Raw genomic sequence first — 22,366 nt, 5'->3', positions numbered from 1 at the left:
GCGCGGAGAAAGAGCGTAAGATTCTCTTCTCCGCGCCCCCGGCGTCCCCTGCGGTGATTCCTCCGTGACCGATCCCGTCCGCGAGAAGGTGCTGGCCGTGTACGCCGAGGCCGACGCGGCGGTGCGCGAGGCCGGGCCGCGGTGCGAGGCGTCCGGCAAGTGCTGCCGGTTCACCGAGTACGGCCACACGCTGTTCATCTCGCACTTCGAAGCCGAGATCCTCCTCGAATCGGCCCCGCCCTACACACAGCCCGTCACACGCGACGGGTGCCCGTTCCAGGTGGGCGGCCTCTGCACGGCCCGCGACGCGCGCCCGCTCGGGTGCCGCATCTACTTCTGTGACCCGGCCTACACCGACCGCATGGTCGAGATCACCGAGACCGCCATCGCGAAGCTGAAGGCGATCGCCGACGAACACGACGCCGGGTGGAACTACGCGCCGCTTCATTACTTCCTGAACGCGGCCGTGCGGGAGGGGCCGGCGGTTTCCGCGCCGGATAGCATGACCCCGCCGGACTCACGGCTCTCGCTGCCGGTGGTGTCGATTCCGGGCGAAGCCGGAGCGTGAGCGGCGGGGTGAGGAGTCGGAGAGAAGCGATGGCACGCGGATGACGCGGACGAGAGACAGGATGAAGAGGATCAGAGAAGACTGCATTTCGAAGAACAGGTTTCCTCTGATCGGTCTTCGATCCTGTCTTTCGTCCGCGTCATCCGCGTGCCATCGCTTCCTGTCTTTCAAACCGCCCCGGCGCTCGCGCTCCGGGTTCGCCAACTGCCAGGAGGGTTCCGCATGCTCCGCTTCTTGGCCTCGCTGCACCTCGCACTTGGGCTCGCGCTCACCACAGCGGCTGCCGACTGGCCGCAGTTCCTCGGCCCGACCCGCGACGACACGACCCCCGAGGCCGTCGAGCCGTGGGCGGCCGACCTCAAGCCGCTGTGGAAGAAGCCCGTCGGCGAGGCGCACAGCTCGCCCGTGGTCGCCGGCGGCGTCGTGTACGCCTTCTACCAGCCGAAGGGCAAGAACGCCGACGCGCTCGCCGCGTTCGACGCGAAGAAGGGCGACCTGCTCTGGGAGAAGAGCTACGACCGGCCCGAGTTCAAGCCGCTGTTCGGCAGCGGCCCGCGGTCCACTCCGGCCGTCGCGGACGGGTCGGTGTTCACGCTCGGCGGCACCGGGATTCTTGCGTGCTGGGACGCGAGGACCGGCGAGATCACGTGGAAGGTGGACACGCTCAAAGACTTCGACACGCAGAACCTGTTCTTTGGCGTCTCGACCTCGCCGATCGTCGTGGACGGGCGCGTCGTCGTCATGGTCGGCGGCAAGGGGGCCGGGGTCGTGGCGTTCGACGCGAAGACCGGGAAGACCGCGTGGAAGGCGACCGACGAGCCCGCGAGTTACTCGTCCCCGGTGTTCAGCGGTGGGCAGTTCATCTTCCTGACCGGGGCGAACCTGCTCGGCCTCGGCCCGAAGGGCGAGAAGCTGTGGGCGGTGCCGTTCGAGGGGAAGGTCGGGCAGTTGGTCGAGTCGTCGGCGACGCCGATCAAGGTCGGCGACGTGGTGCTCGGCAGCACGGTCACGTCGGGCTCGATCGGGCTGGGCCTTACCGAGAAGGACGGGAAGTTCGCGGCGCACAAGCTGTGGGCGAACAAGAAGCTGACGTGCTACTTCTCGACGCCCGTGGCCGTCGGCGAGTACGTCTACATGGTGAACGGCGCGGCGTCGATCACGAACCCGACCATCACCCTGCGGTGCGTGGAACTGGCGACGGGGAAGGTCGCGTGGGAGAAGGCCGGGGTCGGGAAGTACCACGCCGCGATCGTCCGGTGCGGGCCGCCAGGCAAGGAGCGGTTGCTGATGCTCGACGACAACGGGTTCCTCACGCTGTTCGAGCCGGACCCCAAGGAGTTCAAGCCGCTCGCGAAGTCGAAGGTGTGCGAGAAGACGTGGGCGCACCCGGCCCTCGTGGACGGGCACCTGTACCTCCGCGACGACCACCACCTGATCTGCGTCCCGGTGAAGTGACGCCCGCCGTCCGCTTGCCCCCAGGTGTTCCGTGACCGCCGGGCTCATCATCGCTGCCGTGTTGATCGCGCTCGGGCTGGGCACCGGGGCGCGGCAGGTCCGCACGCTCCGCCGCCTCCGCGAGGAGCAGTACACGCCGGAGGTCGACCGCCGCTACTTCCGCGGGCAGGTCCGCCGCCGCGGGCTGGCGGCGCTGGTCCTCTTCAGCATCGGGGCGATGATCGCGGGCTACTACCTGAGCGGCACGGACGCCCGCATGGACGCGCTCGGCGCGCAGCGCGAGACCGGCCAACCGCTCGACGCGGGGGACAAGGAGTTCGCCCGCGGCGTCGCGCTGTACTGGATCGCCGTCATCCTGCTGGTCGGGGTGGTGCTGACGGGTGCCGTGGTCGACTTCTGGGCCACGCGGGTGTACTGGATGGCCCGGTACCGCGAGATCAAGACGGACCACGACACGAAGCTCCGCCGCGACCTCGCCGTGTACCGGCAGCAAAGGCTGAACGACCGCGCGAAGGGACTGAAGCCGCCCGCCGCCGACACCCCCGAGGGCGACCCGCCCGTGGCGTAGCGTAGTGCGGCGTCCGGCGCGGTATAATTCGGGCACGGGGGGTGAATGAAATGAGCGAGAGCGAGCTCGATGCCCTGGAGGCTACCGTACCCGACCTGGCGGTCCGGGCGCTCAACGAAGCCCAGCAACGGGCCCGGGTTTCGGGGCGCCCCGTCGTACTGGTAGTACACGACCAACTCGTGCGCATCGGGCCGGAGGGCACGACCGTACTGTAAGACATGCCGCCGCTGGTCAAGGTAACGACACGGACGAAGCGGGCGACCTCGTGAATCGCATGCCCCGGGTGCGGATGTTCGCCGGGCCAGAAGCTCTTGGCTGCTTCGATCTCGTTCACCTTCGAGACGGTCATCTCCGCGCCGGATAAGGTCGAGTTGCTCCGTGAGGCGCGGGCTCTGGGATACCGCACCTACCTGTCCTCTGCACTGAAATCGCGGAGCGCGTCCGCCGTGCCGGGCACGGAGTCTCTGAACGTGTATAGGCGGGGAAGATGGCCTTCGACTTCGACGCGATCATCTGCGGTGCTGGAGCGGCAGGTCTGATGGCCGCTATTCACGCCGCCGAGCGCGGGCGTCGTGTGCTTCTGTTGGAGAAGGGCAAGAAGGCTGGTGTGAAGATCCTCATGTCCGGCGGCACGCGGTGCAACATCACGCACGACTGTGAGCGGCGCGGCATCATCGAAGCGTTCGGGCCGAACGGGAAGTTCCTGCACTCGGCGCTCGCCCAGCTCGGCCCCCGCGAAACGGTGCAGTTCTTCGAGGCCGAGGGGGTCGCCACCAAGGTTGAGGACACCGGCAAGGTCTTCCCCGTGAGTGATCGGGCGGTCGACGTGCTCGATGCGCTCCTCCGGCGGCTCGGTCGAAGTGGCGCGAAGCTATCGCTGACCGAGCCGGTGCGCGAGATCGCGGCGAACCCCGACGGCGGGTTCCGCGTAGTGACCGCGGCTCGCACGGTGACGGCCGAGAAGGTGCTCGTCACCACGGGCGGCCGGTCGTTCCCGGGGTGCGGCACCACCGGCGACGGGTACGGCTTCGCGGCCGCGTTCGGCCACACCATCCTGCCGCAGCGGCCGGCGCTGGTGCCGCTCACCGTGCAACCGGCGTGGGTCGGCGAACTCCGCGGCATCACGCTCCCCGACCCGAACCTGAAGGTGATCGACCCGGCCGGCAAGGTGCTGGATTCGCGCCGCGGGTCGATGCTGTTCGCGCACTTCGGCCTCACCGGTCCGGCCCCGCTCGATGTGAGTCGCGCCGTCAGCGGCCACCCGAACCCGGCCACGCTCACGCTCGAAGTCGACCTGCTCCCGGGCGAACCGGAGCAGGCGTTCGACGAGTTCGTGCGGGTCGAGACGGCCGCGAACGGCAAGCAACTCCTCGCGGGTGTGCTGTCGGCGAAACTTCCGCGGCGCATCGCCGATCAGGTCGTGGTGCTGTGCGGGCTGCAACCCACCCGCACGGCCGCGGCGCTGAGCAAGCCCGACCGCCAGAAGATCGTCGCCGCGACCAAGCGCCTGCGGCTCCCCTTGCGGGGGACGCTCGGCTTCGAGAAGGCCGAAGTGACGGCCGGCGGCGTGAGTCTCGACGAGGTCGATTCGCGGACGATGCAGAGCAAGAAGCAACCCGGGCTGTACCTCGCCGGCGAGGTGCTCGACCTCGACGGCTGGATCGGCGGGTACAACTTCCAGTCGGCCTGGAGCACCGGGTGGCTCGCCGGCCGTGAGTTGTAACGCGAACTTCTCCCCCGTCGCCCGTGTCTCGCGTTCACCCCCGGAGGCACGAAATGGCGGCGATCGTTCACGACCTCGACTTCGCCGCCCTCGCCGCGTGGGGCACCGAGCGGGTGCCCGCGGCGCTGTTCTGGACCGTCAGCGGGTCGCACCTCTACGGGTTCCCGTCCGTCGACAGCGACGTAGATTTACGCGGGTGCTTTATCGCGCCGCTGCGGAGCGTCCTCGGGTTGAAGGTGCCGACCGAAACGGTCGAGCCGAAGGGCGTGGTCGGCGGGCGGGAAGTGGAGGCCGTGTCGCACGAGGTCGGGAAGTACCTGCGGCTCGCGTGCAAGCACAACGGGTACGTCCTCGAACAGATCTTCTCGCCGCTCGTCGTCCACGGGGCCGAGTTCCTCGCCGCGCTGCGGCCGCTCGCGGCGCTGTGCGTGACGCGGCACTGCGCGCACCACTACCGCGGGTTCCTCGCCACGCAGCGGAAGGTGATGGACAAGGAACCGGCGCTGCGCGCGAAGACGCTGCTGTACGCCTACCGCGTCGCGATGACCGGCGTTCACCTGCTGGAAACGGGCGCGGTCGTGTCGCACCTGCCAACGCTCAACGAGCGGTTCGGGGTGCCGTACATTCCGGAGCTGATCGCACGGAAGGCGGACGCCGAAACGGGCGCGCTCGCCGGGGCGGACGTCGCGTTCCACTGCACCCAGCTCGACGCCTGGGAGCGCCGTCTGGACGAGGCGGAGGCCGCGAGCACGCTGCCGCACGACGCCCCGGTCGGCGAACTCAGCGAGTTCGTCGCCGACCTGCGGCTCGCGTGATCGTGACGCCGGGACCGGTGGCCCCGGCGAACAACGCGGTGGATCAGTTGGGGCAGACTTCGACGTGGTTCAAGAGGCGGCGACTGCCGAGTACCGAGCGGATCGACTCCTGAGCGAGTTGCTTCATGTAGTAGCTGGTGACGCGGCCGGTGATGACGACCTCGTGGTCGGTCGTGGTCACCTGGAGCCGCCGGAGTTGCGGCAGCGGGCTGGTGGTCAGGACGGTCGTGGGCTCGGTCGAGAAAATGGTACAGGCGTTCATCGCATCGCTCCTTGCGGATGTCGATCTCGGGTGAAGACCGAGACGCCTCAGGGAAGCCGCCGACGAGGGGTCCGTCGGTGGGTTCCACGAGAAAAGGTCGCCAACTTTCCGGGAGTTGAGAACGAGGGAGACTCCCGCGAATCCTTCCGGGGTCACCGTTCGGGCGAACCTGGGGGCGATCCATTCAGCTAGGATGGTAAGGGCGGGTCGGCGCGATTGCAACGGTTTTTCCGACGTACTCACGGCTTTCACAACTCCCCGACACGCTTGAAGGGGCTGTGAGCGGGCCGTAAACTTCCGCCCACCCGCGTGCCCGCGGGGCTCCCAAGGACGCACCCGGACACCGATGGCGAGCGAAGCCTCACTCACGCGGTCCCGCTTCCGGCCGTGGCGGTCGGCGGCCCTCGGGTGGGTCGTCGCCGCGCTCGCGCTCATCGTCGGCGTGCCCCTCTTCCTCGTCATGCCGCCGTGGGTCGACGTCACCCTCTACGACATGGCGGTGCGGTCGATTCTCCGCGGCGGCGTCTACTACCGCGACGTGTTCGACACGAACCTGCCCGGCATCTCCTGGGCGATGGCGGTGGTGCGGCTCCTGTTCGGGTGGAGCTACGTCGCGCTCCGGGCCGTCGATCTGCTCGTCATCGGAGCCGAGGTCGCAGTTCTGATCGGCTGGACGCGAAGGGCCGGCGCGACCCCTTACGCCGCCGCGTGGCTCGCGGCCGCCGCGGCGCTGTTCTACCCGTACACGTCCGAGTTCAGCCACGTCCAGCGCGACGGCTGGATGCTCCTCCCGGCGCTCGTCGCGGCGCGGTTGCGACTGAAGCGCGTCGAGGGGCTGCACGCCGAATCACCGACTCCCGCGCCGTTGTGGCGAGCCGTTCTCGAAGGGCTCGCCTGGGGCGCGGCGGTGTGGTTCAAGCCCCACGTCGTCGTCCCGGCGTTCGCGGTGTGGCTCGCGTCGGCCGTGCTGCTCGCGCGCCGCGAGGCGCCGCGCCGCGTCCTCGGCGACCTGGCCGCACTCGTGCTCGGCGGGGGGCTCGCCGGGGCCGCTGGGGTCGCGTGGCTCGTCGGCACCGGCGCGTGGCCGTACTTCCGCGAGGTGTTCCTGGAGTGGAACCCGAACTACGTCTCGGACGTGTTCGCGGACCTCGGGAACCGGGCGGTCTACACGTTCGAGGTGTTCCGCCCGTGGGGGATGATCCACACCCTCGCGCTCCCGCTCGCGCTCCTCGCGTTCTGGGAGGGGCGGGCGTGGTCGCGGCGTCCCGGGCCACCACGACGAGTCCGCGGCACCCCGCGGATCTACGCCGCGGCCGGGACCGAGGGCGTCGCCGCCGCTCGCGTGCTGCTCGCGGCGCTCTACCTCGGCTGGGTGGCCCAGGCCGTCCTCTTTCAGAAGGGGTTCGAGTACGTTCAGGTGCCGGTGCTGCTGCTCGGCCTCGCCGTGATCGCGACGCAGTCGTGGTGCGTCGGCTTCGTGTACGCGGCGTGGTTCGCGTTCCTCGCACTGCTGCTGAACCTCACGAGCCTGGTACCGCCGCACCAGTGGCCCGCTCCCGGGTTCCCGGCCGTGCGCCTCGAACACTATGGCGCACTGACCGACCCCGCACTCCTGAAGCTGTGGCCGCGGTGCTGGGCCGAGGGAAGTTCGCCGGAGATGCGCGACCGCACCGGCCAGCGGATCGACATCCACTGCGGCGTGAACTGGGAGCAACTCGACGCCGTCGCGAAGTACCTCCGCTCCGTCGAGCCGCCGCTCGGCCCCGGCGAACTCAACTGCTGGCACGACAGCACGCACTCGCTGTACCTGACGCTCGACGCCGACCCGGCGACGCGGTACATGCACTACGGCACCGTCTTCGCGATCCGCTCGCCGGGCAACTGGATCCGCTCTCGTATTGTCGAGGAAGTGCGCACGAGTCGCCAGCGCTACGTCGTGGCCGACCTCGCCCGGATGACCGAGGACCGCGTCCTCCCGCACGCGCCGGGGGAGGGCGGCCCGTACTCGCTGCCGGCGTGGTTCCCGGCATCCGAGCGAACCAAGTTCCCGTGGAACCAGCGGCCCGTGTTCCGCGCCGGGCGGTATGTCGTGTACCGGGTCGAGAACCCGCTCGGCGAGATCGGCGTCCCCGACTGGGCCGACCTGCCGCGGCCGTCCGGGGGCTGAGCCTCCGGTGCATTCGGGCGAACCCCGAGCGCCAGCGAACGGGTGCGCCTTACCCCCTCGCTGGTGCTCGGGGTTCGCCACCAGAGCCCGCACCTTTTCGCTTTTCGCGTGATCCGCCGGCCGCGGGCTGCGACACTGAATCCATCACCTCTGCGAAATTCTTCGAAGCCCCGGGCCGCGGCCGGGAACTATCTGGGCGTCGGCACTCCGGAGAGGACGATGGGCGTTTCACCCCGCGGGCTGTTCAGCTTCGTGGCCCGGTTGCACCTGCCGCCGGCGGCCGAGTCCGACGCCGACCTGCTCGACCGGTTCGTGCGGACCGGGGACGAGGCCGCGTTCGCGGGGATCGTCCGCCGGCACGGGGCGATGGTCCTGGGCGTGTGCCGCCGGCGGCTGGGCCGCGAGGCCGACGCCGAGGACGCCTTCCAGGCGGTGTTCCTCGCTCTGGCGACGTCGGCCCGGGGCATCGGGGGCGGGGCGGCGCTCGCCGGGTGGCTGTACCGGGTGGCGTACCTCGTCGCCCTCAAGGCCGCCGGCCTCCGGGCCAAACTGCCGGTCCCGTCGCCCCTCTCGGCCGAGGTGCCGATGCCAGCCCCGCCGCAAGCGCCGTGTGAAACTCAGGAACTGAAGTCGCTGCTCGACGCGGAACTCGCGGCGCTGCCGGACAAGTTCCGCTCGGTGGTCGTGCTGTGCCTCGTCGAGGGCCGCACGAACGCCGAGGCCGCGGGGGTGCTCGGCGTCCCGGTCGGCACCGTCGACTCGCGGCTCAGCACCGCGCGAAAGAAGCTGCGGGGCCGCCTGTCGCGCCGCGGGGTGGCGCTGGCGGCGGCGGCCGCACTCGAACACCAGCTCGCCGCGCCGCTCGCTGCGACGGACGCGGCCGCGTTTCAAGAACTGGTCGGACTCACGATCCGGGCCGTCCTCGCCGAGGCGGCCGGACCCGGGGCCGGGGCGGTGGCGCCCGCGGTCACACACCTTGCACGAGGAGTCGGAACGATGGTCGCGTCAAAGCTCCGGTTCGCGGGCGTCCTGTGCCTCGCGCTGGGAATTCTGGGCGGGGCCGGGGCGGGCGTGTACTTCGCGGACGCCGGTGACCCGCCGCCCCCCGCCGCGAGGGTCCCCGCCGAGAAGCTCCCGGCCGATGCGGCCGCGCCGCAAAAGGCGAAGGCCCCCGACCCCGCGGCCGCTCCGCCGGCGGCGAAGGGCGACGCCGGGGCGCTCGCGCTCCAGAAGCCGTTCGGCGTCAAGCTCGACGCCGTTGACGGGACCGCACTGGAGGAGGTTCTGGAGCTGATCGAGGACAACAGCGACCTCGTGGTCCGGGTGGACGTGGCCGCGTTCCGCCGGATCGGGGTACTCGGTGAGGCCGCTCCGCCGACCACGTTCCTCAAAGGAATCTACGACACGAAAGTGATCCTCCCGCGGCGTGTCGACAAGCTCACGCTCGGCGAGGTGCTGGCCGACTCGCTCGCCCAGCTCGACCTCTCCCACCCCTGCACGTTCCAGGTCCGCGGGTCGCAAATCCTGATCGTGCCCGCGTACCGGCCACCGGTCCGGCCCGGGGCCAACCCCCTGGCACCCTTCACGTCGGACGGGAGTTTTCAAGAGGAGGTGCCCGTGCTGTCGGCGAACGTCCTCAACGAGCAGATCTACGGCGGCGTGGTGAGCGTGGCGGTCGAGCGGAAGCCGCTGGCCGACGTCCTCGCCGACCTGCGGAAGCAGACCGGGGCGAACATCGTCCTCGACCCGCGGTGCGAGCCGCTGGTCGCGAAGTCGACGGTCACGGTGGCCCTCGGCGACGTGCGGCTGTACGACGCGCTCCGGGTGATCGCCGACATGGTCGAACTCAAGATGGTGTACGCCGGGAACATCTACTACGTCACCACACCGGCGAACGCCAAGGCGTTCCAGCCGGCCCCACCACCGCCAGCGGCGGTCACGGGTGGGGCCCCCTTCGGGTCTCCGGCACCCGCTCCGCAACAGCAGCAACCGAACCCCCAACCGTGACTCGATTTACGACAACGAAAAAGCCCGCACCGGGAGGTGCGGGCTTTTTTGCATCCAACTGACAGGGCGGCCCGTTATCAGTTGTGGGGAATCTCGATCCGGCACCAGCCGAGGTCGAGGTGCGTGGCCTTGGCGCTATCGTTGTTGAAGATCTTCGGGTGGAGCGAGTACACCACGAAGCGGCCGTTCTTCTCGTCCTGGACCAGTCCAGCCGTCCGGAGGACGCCGAGGTGGTGCGAGACGTTCACGATTTCGACGCCGAGTTCCTTCGCCAGTTGCGTCACGTTCTTCGACCCGCCGCGAAGGCACTCGATAATCCGGATGCGGTTCGGCTCGGCAATCGCCTGGAGCATGTCCGCGCAATCTTTTGCTTGCTTCTTGTCGGTCATGTGCAGAATACCTGAATATGAAGACGACGGTTTGGGAGAGGGCGGGTTAGGCGTGATTCCACCCCACGAGGCTGACCCAACTGCATAACCCAGCGGGACATAGTGATAGCCAGCAGGGTTATCTAATCATCATACTTATCCCGGATGTCCTCACAAGGCAAGGCACCGAGATATTTCATTTTTCGAGTGGACCTGGGCCAAAGAATTCGGGTCACCCGACAAATCGGACATTCCTGTCCAACACGCCCGGAAAAGCTCTAAGGGCGGATACCGGGACCACCTTCAACCCTTACGTCCGCACCACGACGCACCGCACGGCGGGCCGTCGCCGCGGCAGTTCGTTGGGGCACCCCCCTCGGCCACCTTCGCGGTCGGCAGGGCGAGCAACCGGCCCACGTCGGCGCTGTCGCACTTGGGGCACCGAACCGCCTCGGTCGTCCGGGACGTGACGAGGGTCTCGAACGGCTGGGTGCAACTGCGGCACTCGTACTCGAACAGGGGCATCGCGAGAGTCCTCTTCGCAAGAACGCCACTCATACCTTCGACGCGGCACAACGGGGCCGCATTCACCGGCATCCTCAAATCATCATAGCAGGGGGGTCCGGGTCGCGGCGGTCACCCGGGTGCGGCGGCCCGCGTCAGCCGGTCCCGCACCGCGGCCCACTCGGGCGCATCGGGCGGCAGCGCGACCACGATCCGGTCGAACCCGCCGTCATCCAGTTCGTGAAGGACCGCGTACAGTTCCGCGGCGTACTCGACCGGGTCGCCGGAAATCGACCGGTGGTCCGAGAACAGATCGACCCCGACCGAGATCACCCGGAACCCCGCATCGCGGAGCCTCCGGTGCTCCGCGTCCGCGTCTTCGGCCAGCACCACCGGCGTGCGCGGCGAGTAGTGCCTCGCCATCAGCCCCGGGGAACGGGCGACGGAATCGGGATTCGCGCCGACCGCCAACGGGCCGACGACCGCCTCCAGCATCGCGACCGTCACGAGGCCGGGGCGCAGGAGCCGCGCGACCGGTCCCGTGACGTCGACCACGGTGGACTCGATGCCGCCGGTGCAGGGGCCGCCGTCCAACACGAGGTCGATCCGCCCGTTCAACCCCTTGAGGACGTGTTCGGCGAGCGTCGGCGACAGTTCCGTGCTGCGGTTCGCGCTCGGCGCGGCGACCGGAACCCCCGCTGCGGCGATCAGGGCGCGGGCCACGGGGTGCCTCGGGCACCGCACCGCGACCGTCGGCCCGCCGGCGGTCACCTCGTCCGGCACGGTCGGCAACTTCGGAACGACCAGCGTGAGCGGGCCTGGCCAGAACGCTGCGGCGAGTTTCGCGGCCGCCTCGGGCCAGTCCGCGGCGACGTTTCGCACCTGCGAGGGTTCGTGAACGTGTACAATAACGGGGTTGGACGGCGGCCGGCCCTTGGCCGCGAAGATGCCCCGGACCGCGGCCGCGTCCAGGGCGTTCGCACCCAGTCCGTAGACCGTCTCGGTCGGGAACGCGACGAGCCGCCCGGTGCGGAGCACGGCCGCCGCCCGCTCGATCAGGACCGGGTCGGGGGCGTGCGGGTCGACTCTGAGAACCTCTGTGCTCATGTCCCTCGGATCGGCCCGCTCGGCCGCGACGACAATGTGATCGGTTCCGCTACAACTGTATGGTACGCTGTGTGTGCCGGTCGTCCCGGTCTGGAGCGCCTCTCATGCCCGACCAACCCGCCCCGCCGTCCGCCCCGACCCCGACCGCCGACCAGCGGCGGATCGCGCAGGACAGCTTCACCAAGGCCCGTGAGGCGATCACCAACGACCAGTACGACTACGCCATCAGCCTGCTCCTGACGTGCTGCCGGCTCGACCCAGCGAACTTCTTCTACCGCCAGACCCTGCGGAAGACCCAGAAGGAGAAGTTCGACAACAACCTCCGCGGCAGCCGGTTCGCGTTCCTCACGACGCCGCGGCTCAAGGCCCGCGTGAAGGCCGCCAAGCGGAACCGCGACTACCTGAAGGCGCTGGAGCACGCCGAGCAGGTGCTGTGCCGCAACCCGTGGGACCTCGGTACGCAGCTCGACATGGCCGAGGCGTTCGACGCTCTCAACCTGAGCGACCTCGCCGTCTTCACGCTCGACCAGGCCCGGCAGAAGCACCCCAAGGACGCGACCCTCAACCGCGCCCTCGCCCGCCAGTTCGAGAAGCGGGGCGACTTCAAGAGCGCGATCGTCCTGTGGCAGCTCGTGAAGGAGTCGAACCCGACGGACGTCGAGGCGGCGCACAAGGCGAAGGACCTCGCCGCCAGCGACACCATCGCCAAGGGCCAGTACGAGGAGGCCGCCTCCGGCAGCAAGGAGTCGCCGGTCCTGAACCGGATCGAGTCGCGGGCGGCGGAGAAGACCGACAAGCTGGCCCGCGACGCCGACCCGCTCCGCAAGCGGATCGAGGCCGACCCGACCGAGCCGTCGCTCTACGTGCAGCTCGCGAACCTGTACCGCCGGCACGGCCAGGCGGACCGCGCCCGGGCGACGCTCCAGCAGGGGCTCGGGCCGACCGGCAACGCCTTCCAGTTGCAGCTCGAACTGATGGACCTCGACCTCGCCCCGGTCCGCAAGAACCTGGAGCTGACCGAGGGCCGGCTCCGCAAACTCAAGGACCGGTCCGCGTCGGCCGACGACACAACCGAGACCGGCACCGACGTCGCCGAACTGTCCGAGAAGGAGCTGCAGCAGCTCCGGGCCAAGCTCCTCAAGGAGATCAACGCCCGCGAGATCGACCTCTACCGGGTGAAGGCCGACCGGTTCCCCAACGAGACCCAGCACCGCATCGAACTCGGGACCCGCCTGCTCAAGGCCGACCTCATCGACGAGGCGATCACCGAGCTCCAGACCGCCCGGCGGGACGAGAGGCTGAAGTGGCGGGCCGCGATGCTCCTGGGCGTGTGCTTCCGCAAGCGGAACAACTGGCGGCTGGCGCAGCGGAACTTCGAGGAGGCGCTCACGGCGCTGCCGCCGGGCGAGGACGGCGGCCGCAAGGAGCTCCTCTACCAACTCGCCAGCGGCTGCGCCGAGAACGGCGACCTCCCCCGGGCCATCGACCTGGGCCACGAACTCGCGAACCTCGACTTCGGGTTCAAGAACATCGGCAAGCTGCTCGACGAGTGGAACGACCGCCTCCAGTCGGCGTAACCGCGCGGTTCGTGGCACGGGCCTCGGGCTTGTGACCGCTTGCACGGGCCAAAGGCCCGCGCCACCAGAATGGGCCGGGCCGTGAGCGATCCGTCACCCCCTGTTGTCCACACCATCCGGCTCCGGGGCGCGTGGGTCGCGGCCCCCGACGGCGGCCGCACCGCCCACACCCGCCACTTCGGCTGGCCCCGGACCCTCGACCCCGACGAGCACCTCTGGCTCGCCTGCACGCACCTCCCCGGCCCGGCCGAGGTCCGGCTCAACGGCGCGGTCGTCGCGACCACTCACGCCCCCGGACCGTTCCGCCTCGACGTGACGCGACTCGGTCGCCCGCGGAACACTGTCGGATTCTCGGTCACATCGGACGGGGCGCTGGGTGAGGTCACACTTGAAGTGCGCCGGTCCCTGGGGTAACTTGGCGGTAACCGTCTGGCAGGAGAGGAATTCAGGGGTCGAATTTCGCCGGGGGGAATGTCAGCTTTCGGGGCGCGACGCGTAAGGATTTCGGTCGCCGGCATTTCGTGAGCTACACTTCCTCGAAAATCGGACAGCCTCCACTCTCCCGGGCGACGCGCCCCGTGTCGAAGGACCGCGTGCGATGTCCACCTGCCAGAAATGCCAGTTCGCGAACCCCGACGCGGCGACCGCCTGTGGGCGGTGCGGGGCGAGCCTGTTGACGAGCCTCTCGGCCCTCGCCCGCGCCGCCGGGCTCCCGGCCCCGATGGTCGAGCCGATCAACGACCCGGCCCCCGTCACGGAGCCGGGCCGGTCCACCGGGGCGGCCCCGAAGACGATGCTGCTCGACGACCAGCGCTCGAGCAAACTGGCCCGCGACGGCCGATACGGGTTGGAGGTGACGCCGCCCCCCGTTCGCCGCGGCCCGGTCGCCCGCGACGCCCGCAAATCGCAAGGCACGGCCCCCGCACTCCCAGGCCTCCCGGGACACCCGATGAGCGACCCACAACAGAACCTGGCAATCACCATTCCGGCGACCGCCCGGGCGGACGAGGCCCTCCAACCGGTCCCCGACGCGCCGCAGATCAAGCCCAAGCTCGTGGTCCTCCGCGGCACCCGGATCAATGCGGAGTACCCGATCTACGAGGGGCGGAACATGGTCGGCCGGTTCGCCGACAAGCCCGTTGACATCGACCTGATGAGCCAGGAGTCGCTCGAACAGATCTGGTGCTCGCGGCAGCACGCGATCATCCACTTCGAGCGGGGCGTGGTCGCCGTCGAGGACCTGAACAGCCTGAACGGGACCTGGGTCAACGGCACCCGCCTCCCGCCCAAGCAGCCGCGGCAACTCAAGCCCGGCGACGTCGTCCAGATCGGCACCGTCCAGATGAAGCTCGTCTTCGCCTGACCGCGGGCGAGAGGCCTTCGGCCCCAGAAGCCAGAGGTCAGAGGACAGAAACCAGATCGGACTGCCCCAGTCGCGTCGCTGACTCCGCGGGGCCGCGTGCCGCTTCGGAGCGGCGGCCGCTAAACTGGTGTCTGTCCTCTGATCGCTGTCCTCTGACTCTGACGGGCCACAGCATGTCCAAAGCGGTCGTACTCCTCAGCGGCGGGCTCGACAGCACCACCGCCCTCGCCGTCGCGAAGTCACAGGGCTTCACCCCGTACGCCCTCAGCGTCGACTACGGGCAGCGGCACCGCGTCGAGTTGCAGCGCGCCGCGGCCGTGGCAAAGGCGCTCGGGGTCGCCGACCACCGCGTCGTCACGCTCGACCTGCGGGCGATCGGCGGGTCGGCGCTGACCGCCGACGTTGAGGTGCCGAAGGGCCGAACGGCCTCCGAGATGGGCCGCGGCGTGCCGGTGACCTACGTTCCCGCCCGGAACACGATCCTGCTGGGCCTGGCGCTGGGGTACGCCGAGACGGTGGGGGCGTTCGACCTCTTCATCGGGGCCAACGTGCTCGACTACTCGGGCTACCCGGACTGCCGGCCCGAGTTCCTGTCCGCGTTCGAGAACCTGGCGAACCTGGCGACGCGGGCGGGCACCGAGGGCGCGGGCCGGTTCCGCGTCCACTCGCCGCTGCTGAGGATGACGAAGGCCGAGATCATCCGCGAGGGGGCGCGGCTCGGCGTGGACTACGCGCTGACGCTGAGCTGCTACGACCCGGACGGGGCCGGGCGGGCGTGCGGCCGGTGCGACTCGTGCGTGTTGCGGGCCAAGGGGTTCGCCGAGGCGGGGGTGCCGGACCCGACGCCGTACCAGTAGGCGATCGGGGGCGGGCGGGCCCCCGAGCGGTTCGTCAGCTCGGCTTCGCCGCGGGCTTGGGGGCCGGTGCGGGCTTCGGGGCCGCGGGCCGGGCCGCCGCCTTCGGGGGGGTGGGCACGACGGCGTGGGGCAGGACCGCCGGGATCGGCTGGATGGGCGGCTTCGAATCGGCCGCGGCCGCGGCCGCCTCGTCCCACAGCCCGCGGGCCATGAGCCACGCCCGCGCCAGCGCCAGCGTCACGCCCTGCGGCCCCTCGCCGGTCGCCTCGACCTTGGTGCCGTCCCCGACGAGGGTGCCGGCCCAGGTGGCGTCCGGGCGGCGGCTCATCGTGATCTCGGTGCCCGGGGGCAGCGCCTTGAACGCCTCGCCCTTCTTGGGCAGCGTCGCGGCCCGCCGCTGCTCCTCGACCAGCTTCGCGACGCACGCCGGGCACCGCGTCTTCTGGAACTTCGCCTTCCGCTGCTCGCGGTACCGGTCGACCGCGTAGTGCTGGAACTCTTGAACGCACCCGCACGCCCGCGCGACCATGGGCCGCGCGATGATCTCCCCCGACGGAACGCCCATCGCACCTTCTCCTGACTCGAACGGCCGCACGGCCGTTCCGAACACGATCCCCCATCAGCATAGTTCAGAATAGCAAAGCGGCGTGCCCGGCGGAAGTCACTCTCGGACGCGGGTCACCCGGCGAACTGGAACAGGTCGGCCGCGGTGACCGTTTCCCGGACCGACTCCGGGAGCAGGTGGCTCGGCACGTACATCGCGGCGGCCTGGGTCGCGGGGCACATGACGACGTGCTGGGCGGTGATCGCTTGCAGCACCCGCCGGTCGGTGAGGAGGTCCATCGGGTCGCGGCGGCCGGCGTACTCGGCGAGGCACGCGTACCGGTCGCACACGACGGTCGGCGGTGCGAGTTCGCGGTAGTGGTTGGTGGCCATCAGCGGGCCGTCGCCCAACGGCCGGCGGACGCGGGCTCTCGCCGGCATCCGCTCGACGACGACCCGCTCGTCGTTGCGCGTGCCCACGACCGTGACCAGCCCGCCCGACATCAGCCGCTCGCCCTCGACCATGTTTAGCGCGTCGCCGAAGTTCCGGGCGGTGTCGAGGACGTGCCGAAGGAACAGGAGCATCGGGTAGCCGTCGGGGTCGGTGCCGCCGAACGCCGCGTTGATGCACACGCAGAACCCGTTCTTCGACAGACCGGTGACGGCCCCGAGCCCGCCGAGGAACCCGGCGCTGACGCCGAAGTCTTCGGTCACGAGGCAACTCGCCTTGGCGATCTTCTCGGCGGGGAACCAGTCCATGTTCCGGGCGAGGACCGGGCCGTCGGTGCCAGCGAGCGCGAGCGTCGAGCACCCCATCGCGACTGTACCGGCGAGGATGTCGTAGCACAGGTTCCCGGTGAGGAGGTCGACGGGATCGACACCCATCACCGCGGCCGCGGCGGTCGCGCGCCCGGCGTGGACCGGGTACTTGTGGAACGCGGCCCGGCCGATGCCCGCGACCGGTCCGAGCGGCCGGAACAGCGTGAGCGTCGCGTCGAGGAACTCCCGCGCCCGCGCCGCGAGGTCGGGCGGGTACGGCGGCCTGTTGGCGACCGCGGGGACGGGCTCGTAGCTGTACCCGTCGGCGTTGGTGACTCGCACGGCTGGCCTCCGGTGTGGGGAGCAGGTTACCCGGAACTGGACAGGCACCCAACGGCGGCTCGCCCGTCGAGCCCGGCGAACAACTCCCCGATGCTCTCGGTCCGCTTGATCGCGTCGAACCGCGTGAACCCGCCGAACTTCGCGGCCATGCTGAGCCACTGCTTGAGTCGCGACAGGACGCGCCCCGGGCGGCCGTCCGGGAACTCCTGCGACCATTCGACGAGCCGATGCAGCAGTGCGGGCCAGTCGACCGGAGCGTCGGGCCCGGCCCCGGGTTCGCGCGCGACGAGGCCCAACTCGGCGGCGACCTGGCGGGGCAGGTGCGGGCGGGCGAGCGCGCCGCGGCCGAGCATGTAGTGCCGGCACCCGGTCTCCTCGCGGCACCGCCGGAAGTCCTCGATGGTCCAGATGTCGCCGTTGGCCACGACCGGGATGCCGAGCCGCTCGCGGACCCGTCCGATCGGCGCCCAGAAGATCGGCGGGGCGTAGCCGGCGAGGCGCGTGCGCCCGTGGATGGTGATCCACGACGCGCCGCCCTGTGCGGCCATTTCGGCGTTCTCGAAGATCGGGTCGAGGCGGTCCCACCCGAGCCGCAGCTTGGCCGACACGGGCACCGACGGCGGCACCGCCGCCCGCACGGCCGCGACGATCTCGCGGATCCGCGCCGGGTACTTCAGCAGCGTCGCGCCGCCGTCGTGCCGGTTCACGGTCGGGGCCGGGCACCCGAAGTTGATGTCGACGGCCGTCGCGCCGAGGCCGACCGCGGCCGCGGCCGACTCGCCCATGCGGCCCGCGTCGCCGCCGAGGAGTTGGACCTGCACGGGCAGGCCCGTGAGCGTGCGGCACCCGGTGCGGAGTTCGGGGACGTGCCTGAGGATGACGCCGCGGGGCAGTGCCGTCTGCGTGACGCGCAGGAACTCGGAGACGGCGTAGGTGAACGCGCCGGCCGCACCCTGCACGGCCCGCATGGGCGCGTCGGTCACGCCCTCCATCGGGGCCAGCACGAGAGCGGGAACGTCCGGGTGGATCATTGCGGTGGTCGCCTCGGGGCGGTGCGGGCGTGCGCCTACCAGTACAGTTTATCGAGGCTCACGTTCCCCCCGCTCAGGACAACGCCGACCGCGTCGATGTTCGCGAGCGCCTTGAACTCGTCGGACAGCACGACCGCGACGCCGACCGCGCCGCTCGGCTCGACGACCAACTTTACCCGCTCCCAGACGAACCGCATCGCGGCCCGGATCTGGTCGTCGGTCACGGTGAAGACGCGCTCGACCCGGTCGCGGATGATCGGCCACGTCAGCCGCCCGGTGCTGGTGAGGAGCCCGTCGGCGATGGTGTTCGGGGCGGTCTGCGGCACCCACTCGCCCGCCGCCTTGGACCGGGCCGCGTCGTCGGCCCCGAGCGGCTCGGCCCCGAACACGCGGATCGTCGGCTTCATCCCGCGTGCGGCGACGGCACACCCGGCGAGCAGCCCGCCGCCGCCGACGGGGGCGACGATCGCGTCGAGCCCGGGCGCGTCCTCGAGCAACTCGATCGCGGCCGTGCCCTGGCCGGCGATCACGTCTTCGTGGTCGAACGGCGGGATCAGCGTCGCCCCGGTGCGTGCGACCAGCTCGGCCGCGGCCGCCTCGCGGGCCGCGAGGTTCGGCTCGCACTCGGTGACGAGGCCGCCGTACCCCTCGACCGCGGCCCGCTTCACGGCGGGTGCGGTCCGCGGCATCACGATGTACGCCGGGACGCCGCGGACCCGGGCCGCGAGCGCGAGGGCCTGCGCGTGGTTGCCGCTGGAGTGCGTGACGACGCCGCGGGCCGCTTGCGCGTCGGTCAACTTCAGCACGGCGTTGGACGCGCCGCGGTACTTGAACGCGCCGACCTTCTGGAGGTTCTCGCACTTGAGGAACACCCGCCGCCCGGCCCGCGCGTCGAGCGTCTGGGAGGTCATCACGGGCGTCCGGTGGACGACCCCGGCGAGCCGGGCCGCCGCGTCGCACACGGCCGCGAGGTCGCAGGCGTAGGTGGTGGTGCTCATTGGGGTGGTGTAGCCCGCGGACCGGGTTTGACACCCCACCGCACTGGTTAATTGTCGGCGGCCCGCGCGGCACCAGCGCGGCGAACGGTCACCCGTCGGGGGTGTCGAGGATGTGTTGCAGCCGGGCGGCGAGTTCGGGCGGGAACCGCGCCGGCCAACTCGCGTCGATCAGCCCGACGTCGAGGAAATCCCGCAGGTGCGTTCGGTCCTTGTCGCGGTTCGAGGTGAGCTTCATTCGCACGAGCGCTTCGAGTGCCAGCACTCGGAACGTGCCGCCCGGTTCGCTCTCGGTCACGTCGGGCGTGGGCAGCGCGTAGCTCTCGCGCACCTTCTCGTTCGCGAACAGGACGTGGACCGCGTCGCGGGCCTTGGCCCCGGGTCCGTCGAGGAACATGTCGATGCTCGCCGCGTGCCGGTACACGAACCCGGCCGCCTCCAGCGCGGCCTTTGCGGCGTCGAAGTCGGCCCGGCGGAGCAAGACATCCACATCCTGGGTGTTCCTCACGGCGGCCTCGTCCACTCGCGACACCCAGGCGGCCACCGCGTTACCGCCAATCACCGCGTAAGGCACGCCGCCCCGCTCCAGGGCGGCCGTGGCTCGCAACAACCGCTCGCGCACTTTTTCCACGGCTCCGACCATTCTTTCCCAGGAGACTTCGCCCAGCACGACGTCTGCCACGTGTTCTCCTCCCTTCAAGCGGGCTGCTTCTCGAGCACCTTCCGCCAGAACTCGGGCATTCCGGCGTAGGCGGCCATGTACGTCGATTCGAGCGCGAGCGGAACGTACTTATTGGCGGTGAGGAACACCGGCATGTCGGGCAACTCGTCGCCCGCAGCGAGGCGGTTGACGAACGCCTCGACGGTCCGGCCCGCCGCGTACGCCGCCAGCGTCAACGCCCGGTCCTCAGGGACCGCGGTCTCGATCGACGTCAGTTCCCGCCAGACGGCCCCGTGCATTCCGAGCGGGTCGGCGGCACCGGGCGGGAACGGATCGACGAGCAGGACGTGGACGCCGCTCCGGAGCGCCTCGGCGACCTTGGCCGCGAACCCGACGACGCTCTCGATGCGGTCCTTGTTCGACGGCGAGACGAGTTCGATGAACGCGATGATGCGGTGCCCACTGGTGTGGCGGATCGCGACGCGGCGGCGGGGGATCACCTTGAGGGGTTTGGGTGAGGTCAGCCGCTCCGCGACCTTCGGCTTGGTCCTGGTGAGCGTCGCGACGCCCCCGCCGGACGGCTCGGGAACCTCGTCCCGGTCCGGGTCCGACTCGTGAAGGCCGATGACGTCCGGGATCGCGTCGCCCGCGTGCTGCTCGGCCATCGCGTAATAGCCCGGCGGAAGGACACCACCGTTGAGCGCTTTTTGGAGTTCACCGAGCCACGCGACATGGAACGCATGGTACGTTCCGGCTTCGACGCGGCTCCAGTCGTGCATCGGCATGGCGGCCCCTCTTGTGCCACCATGCTACCACAACGTGCCCACCCCAGTCACCCCGTCACGGCCCCCTCGCTGGCGCTGCGGACGAGCTTGGCGTACTTCGCCAGCACGCCGCGCTCGACGCGGAGCGCGGGGGCCTTCCACTTCGCCTTGCGGCCCTGGATCTCGGCGTCCGGCACGTTCAGGGTCAACAGCTTGTTGTCGCCGTCGATGGTGACCGAGTCGCCGTCCTGGATGAGCGCGATCGGCCCGCCGACCCACGCCTCGGGGGCGACGTGGCCGACCACCAACCCGTGCGTGCCGCCGCTGAACCGGCCGTCGGTGATGAGGCCGACGCTCTCGCCGAGCCCCTGGCCCATCAGCGCGCCGGTGATGCTCAGCATCTCGCGCATCCCGGGGCCGCCGACCGGCCCCTCGCCGCGGATCACCACGATGTCGCCGGCCACGATCTTCTGCGCCTGGATCGCCTGGAAGCACGCCTCCTCGCCGTCGAACACCCTCGCCGGGCCGGTGATGGTCCGCACCTTGAGCCCGGCCGTCTTGGCGACCGCCCCCTCCGGCGCGAGGTTCCCCTTCAGCACGACGTGGATGCCGTGGGAGTACATCGGGGCCTCGAACGGCCGCACCACGGACTGCGGCTTCGCGTACACGCTCGCCACGTCGGCCAGGTTCTCGGCCAGCGTCTTGCCGGTCACGGTCGGGCAGTCGCCGTGCAGGAACCCCTTGTCGAGCAGCGCCCGGAGCACGGCCGGGGTGCCGCCCACGCGGTACAGGTCGAACATGACGTACTTGCCGCCCGGCTTCAGGTCCGCGAGGTGGGGCACCTTGTCGCCCAGGCGGTCGAAGTCGTCGAGGGTCCACTCGACGCCGGCCTCCCTGGCGATCGCCATGAGGTGCAGCACCGCGTTCGTCGAGCCGCCGAGGGCGAGCACGAACGTGTAGGCGTTCTCCAGGCTCTTGCGGGTGATGATGTCCCGGGGCCGCAGGTTCCTCTCGACCAGCCCGACCACCGCCTTGCCGGCCTGGAACGCCTCGCGCTCCTTGGCCGCGGTGACGGCCGGGTTCGACGCGCCGTACGGGAGCATCAGGCCCATCGCCTCGATCGCGCTGGCCATCGTGTTCGCGGTGTACATGCCGCCGCACGAGCCGTGCCCCGGGCAGCTCTCGCACTCGACCTTGTGCAGGGTCTTGGTGTCGATCTTGCCGGCCTGGAACTTCCCGACGGCCTCGAAGATGGACACGATGTCCACGTCCTCGCCGTGCGGGCCGACCCCGGGCATGATGCTCCCGCCGTAGACGAACACGCTCGGCACGTTGAGCCGGGCCATCGCCATGACGCACCCGGGCATGTTCTTGTCGCACCCGCCGAACGCGACGACCCCGTCGTGGTTCATCGCCCCGGCGACGGTCTCGATGCAGTCGGCGATCACCTCGCGGGACACGAGCGAGTACCGCATGCCCATGTGGCCCATGCTGATCCCGTCGGACACGGTCGGCGCGCCGAACGTCTGCGGCACCCCGCCCCCGGCCCGGACCCCCTCGCGGCCCTTGACCGCGAGCCGGTCCAGGTGGGCGTTGCACGGGGTGATGTCCGAGAACAGCGAAGCGATGCCGATGACCGGCTTGTTGAAGTCGTCGTCGGTGAACCCGACCCCGCGGAGCATGGCCCGGTTGGGGGCGCGGCTCGTGCCGCCGGTGGTCGTTAAGCTTTTTCGCTGCATCGGGTCGGGCACGGGTGCGTCCTCAGGGAGAGTCCGGCGGGGTTTCACGGCGTGACCCGAATGTTATCCGGACAACGGACCCCCGCGGCCACGCGAACCGCGGCGCAGGATTTCTCGACACCGGGGCGGGTCTGAGCCGCGCGGGCCGGAGTACCCGTGGTGCGGGCGGCCGAATGCCTGGATTTCCTTCG

At 70.3% G+C, this 22,366-nt stretch carries 22 protein-coding genes; 11 read left to right on the top strand and 11 right to left on the bottom strand.

The window, feature by feature from the left end; genetic code table 11:
* Window positions 1–64: 64 nt before the first annotated feature.
* The 5 genes from ACTIGN_RS23680 (at window position 65) to ACTIGN_RS23660 (ending at window position 5,129) form a co-directional block, all read left to right on the top strand.
* A complete protein-coding gene (locus ACTIGN_RS23680) occupies window positions 65–568 on the top strand; it encodes a hypothetical protein (RefSeq protein WP_439628471.1) in 504 nt (167 codons plus the stop codon).
* 222 nt (window positions 569–790) lie between these two features.
* Entirely contained in the window at window positions 791–2,023 is a 1,233-nt protein-coding gene (locus ACTIGN_RS23675; RefSeq protein WP_439628469.1) for an outer membrane protein assembly factor BamB family protein, read from the top strand.
* Between the two features lie 31 nt (window positions 2,024–2,054).
* Entirely contained in the window at window positions 2,055–2,591 is a 537-nt protein-coding gene (locus ACTIGN_RS23670) for a hypothetical protein (protein WP_439628467.1), read from the top strand.
* A 487-nt stretch (window positions 2,592–3,078) separates the two neighbouring features.
* Complete coding sequence (locus ACTIGN_RS23665; RefSeq protein ID WP_439628465.1) at window positions 3,079–4,314, top strand: NAD(P)/FAD-dependent oxidoreductase; 1,236 nt, start codon at window positions 3,079–3,081, stop codon at window positions 4,312–4,314.
* Between the two features lie 53 nt (window positions 4,315–4,367).
* Window positions 4,368–5,129 (top strand): nucleotidyltransferase domain-containing protein, encoded by a 762-nt coding sequence (locus ACTIGN_RS23660; protein ID WP_439628463.1) that lies wholly within the window; start codon window positions 4,368–4,370, stop codon window positions 5,127–5,129.
* Window positions 5,130–5,172: 43 nt separating this feature from the next.
* Here ACTIGN_RS23660 and ACTIGN_RS23655 read toward each other — a convergent pair whose 3' ends face one another.
* Window positions 5,173–5,391 carry a BON domain-containing protein gene (locus ACTIGN_RS23655; RefSeq protein WP_439628461.1) on the bottom strand — a complete coding sequence of 73 codons (219 nt, stop codon included), beginning with the start codon at window positions 5,389–5,391 and terminating at the stop codon, window positions 5,173–5,175.
* Between the two features lie 346 nt (window positions 5,392–5,737).
* Here ACTIGN_RS23655 and ACTIGN_RS23650 point away from each other — a divergent pair, with 346 nt between their 5' ends.
* On the top strand, window positions 5,738–7,558 hold the full coding sequence (locus ACTIGN_RS23650; RefSeq protein ID WP_439628459.1) for a hypothetical protein: 1,821 nt from the start codon (window positions 5,738–5,740) through the stop codon (window positions 7,556–7,558).
* Window positions 7,559–7,777: 219 nt separating this feature from the next.
* Complete coding sequence (locus ACTIGN_RS23645) at window positions 7,778–9,565, top strand: RNA polymerase sigma factor (RefSeq protein ID WP_439628457.1); 1,788 nt, start codon at window positions 7,778–7,780, stop codon at window positions 9,563–9,565.
* Between the two features lie 77 nt (window positions 9,566–9,642).
* Here the strand turns inward: ACTIGN_RS23645 and ACTIGN_RS23640 are convergent, their stop codons facing one another.
* From ACTIGN_RS23640 to ACTIGN_RS23630, 3 genes are all read right to left on the bottom strand, one after another.
* A complete protein-coding gene (locus ACTIGN_RS23640; protein WP_144948975.1) occupies window positions 9,643–9,954 on the bottom strand; it encodes an ArsR/SmtB family transcription factor in 312 nt (103 codons plus the stop codon).
* A 282-nt stretch (window positions 9,955–10,236) separates the two neighbouring features.
* Window positions 10,237–10,458, bottom strand: coding sequence for an FmdB family zinc ribbon protein (locus ACTIGN_RS23635; protein WP_439628455.1), 222 nt, complete (start codon window positions 10,456–10,458; stop codon window positions 10,237–10,239).
* A gap of 111 nt (window positions 10,459–10,569) precedes the next feature.
* Window positions 10,570–11,544: an L-threonylcarbamoyladenylate synthase gene (locus ACTIGN_RS23630; RefSeq protein WP_439628453.1), complete on the bottom strand. Its 975-nt coding sequence runs from the start codon at window positions 11,542–11,544 to the stop codon at window positions 10,570–10,572.
* 104 nt (window positions 11,545–11,648) lie between these two features.
* Here ACTIGN_RS23630 and ACTIGN_RS23625 point away from each other — a divergent pair, with 104 nt between their 5' ends.
* The 4 genes from ACTIGN_RS23625 (at window position 11,649) to queC (ending at window position 15,341) form a co-directional block, all read left to right on the top strand.
* Window positions 11,649–13,121, top strand: coding sequence for a tetratricopeptide repeat protein (locus ACTIGN_RS23625; protein ID WP_439628451.1), 1,473 nt, complete (start codon window positions 11,649–11,651; stop codon window positions 13,119–13,121).
* An 81-nt stretch (window positions 13,122–13,202) separates the two neighbouring features.
* Window positions 13,203–13,535: a hypothetical protein gene (locus tag ACTIGN_RS23620; protein ID WP_439628449.1), complete on the top strand. Its 333-nt coding sequence runs from the start codon at window positions 13,203–13,205 to the stop codon at window positions 13,533–13,535.
* A gap of 184 nt (window positions 13,536–13,719) precedes the next feature.
* Entirely contained in the window at window positions 13,720–14,484 is a 765-nt protein-coding gene (locus tag ACTIGN_RS23615) for an FHA domain-containing protein (protein ID WP_439628447.1), read from the top strand.
* A 173-nt stretch (window positions 14,485–14,657) separates the two neighbouring features.
* The gene (queC, locus tag ACTIGN_RS23610; RefSeq protein ID WP_439628445.1) at window positions 14,658–15,341 is read left to right on the top strand and encodes a 7-cyano-7-deazaguanine synthase QueC; all 684 of its coding nucleotides are present in this window, start codon (window positions 14,658–14,660) and stop codon (window positions 15,339–15,341) included.
* Between the two features lie 34 nt (window positions 15,342–15,375).
* Here queC and ACTIGN_RS23605 read toward each other — a convergent pair whose 3' ends face one another.
* From ACTIGN_RS23605 to ilvD, 7 genes are all read right to left on the bottom strand, one after another.
* On the bottom strand, window positions 15,376–15,906 hold the full coding sequence (locus ACTIGN_RS23605; protein WP_439628443.1) for a hypothetical protein: 531 nt from the start codon (window positions 15,904–15,906) through the stop codon (window positions 15,376–15,378).
* A gap of 113 nt (window positions 15,907–16,019) precedes the next feature.
* Entirely contained in the window at window positions 16,020–16,985 is a 966-nt protein-coding gene (locus ACTIGN_RS23600; protein WP_439628441.1) for a C45 family autoproteolytic acyltransferase/hydolase, read from the bottom strand.
* Between the two features lie 26 nt (window positions 16,986–17,011).
* Window positions 17,012–18,016, bottom strand: a complete 1,005-nt coding sequence (locus tag ACTIGN_RS23595) for a tRNA dihydrouridine synthase (protein ID WP_439628439.1) — start codon at window positions 18,014–18,016, stop codon at window positions 17,012–17,014.
* Between the two features lie 35 nt (window positions 18,017–18,051).
* A complete protein-coding gene (locus tag ACTIGN_RS23590) occupies window positions 18,052–19,014 on the bottom strand; it encodes a pyridoxal-phosphate dependent enzyme (RefSeq protein ID WP_439628437.1) in 963 nt (320 codons plus the stop codon).
* A gap of 88 nt (window positions 19,015–19,102) precedes the next feature.
* Window positions 19,103–19,693: a nucleotidyltransferase family protein gene (locus ACTIGN_RS23585; RefSeq protein WP_439628435.1), complete on the bottom strand. Its 591-nt coding sequence runs from the start codon at window positions 19,691–19,693 to the stop codon at window positions 19,103–19,105.
* A 14-nt stretch (window positions 19,694–19,707) separates the two neighbouring features.
* Window positions 19,708–20,457 (bottom strand): DUF4058 family protein, encoded by a 750-nt coding sequence (locus tag ACTIGN_RS23580; RefSeq protein ID WP_439628433.1) that lies wholly within the window; start codon window positions 20,455–20,457, stop codon window positions 19,708–19,710.
* Window positions 20,458–20,504: 47 nt separating this feature from the next.
* Complete coding sequence (ilvD, locus tag ACTIGN_RS23575) at window positions 20,505–22,187, bottom strand: dihydroxy-acid dehydratase (RefSeq protein WP_439628431.1); 1,683 nt, start codon at window positions 22,185–22,187, stop codon at window positions 20,505–20,507.
* Window positions 22,188–22,366: the final 179 nt, after the last annotated feature.

Source organism: Gemmata sp., from assembly GCF_051859125.1.
In the GTDB taxonomy this organism is placed as follows: Bacteria; Planctomycetota; Planctomycetia; order Gemmatales; family Gemmataceae; genus Gemmata.
The sequence above is the reverse complement of the archived record's forward strand: the minus strand, read 5'-3'. Positions and strand labels throughout refer to the sequence as shown.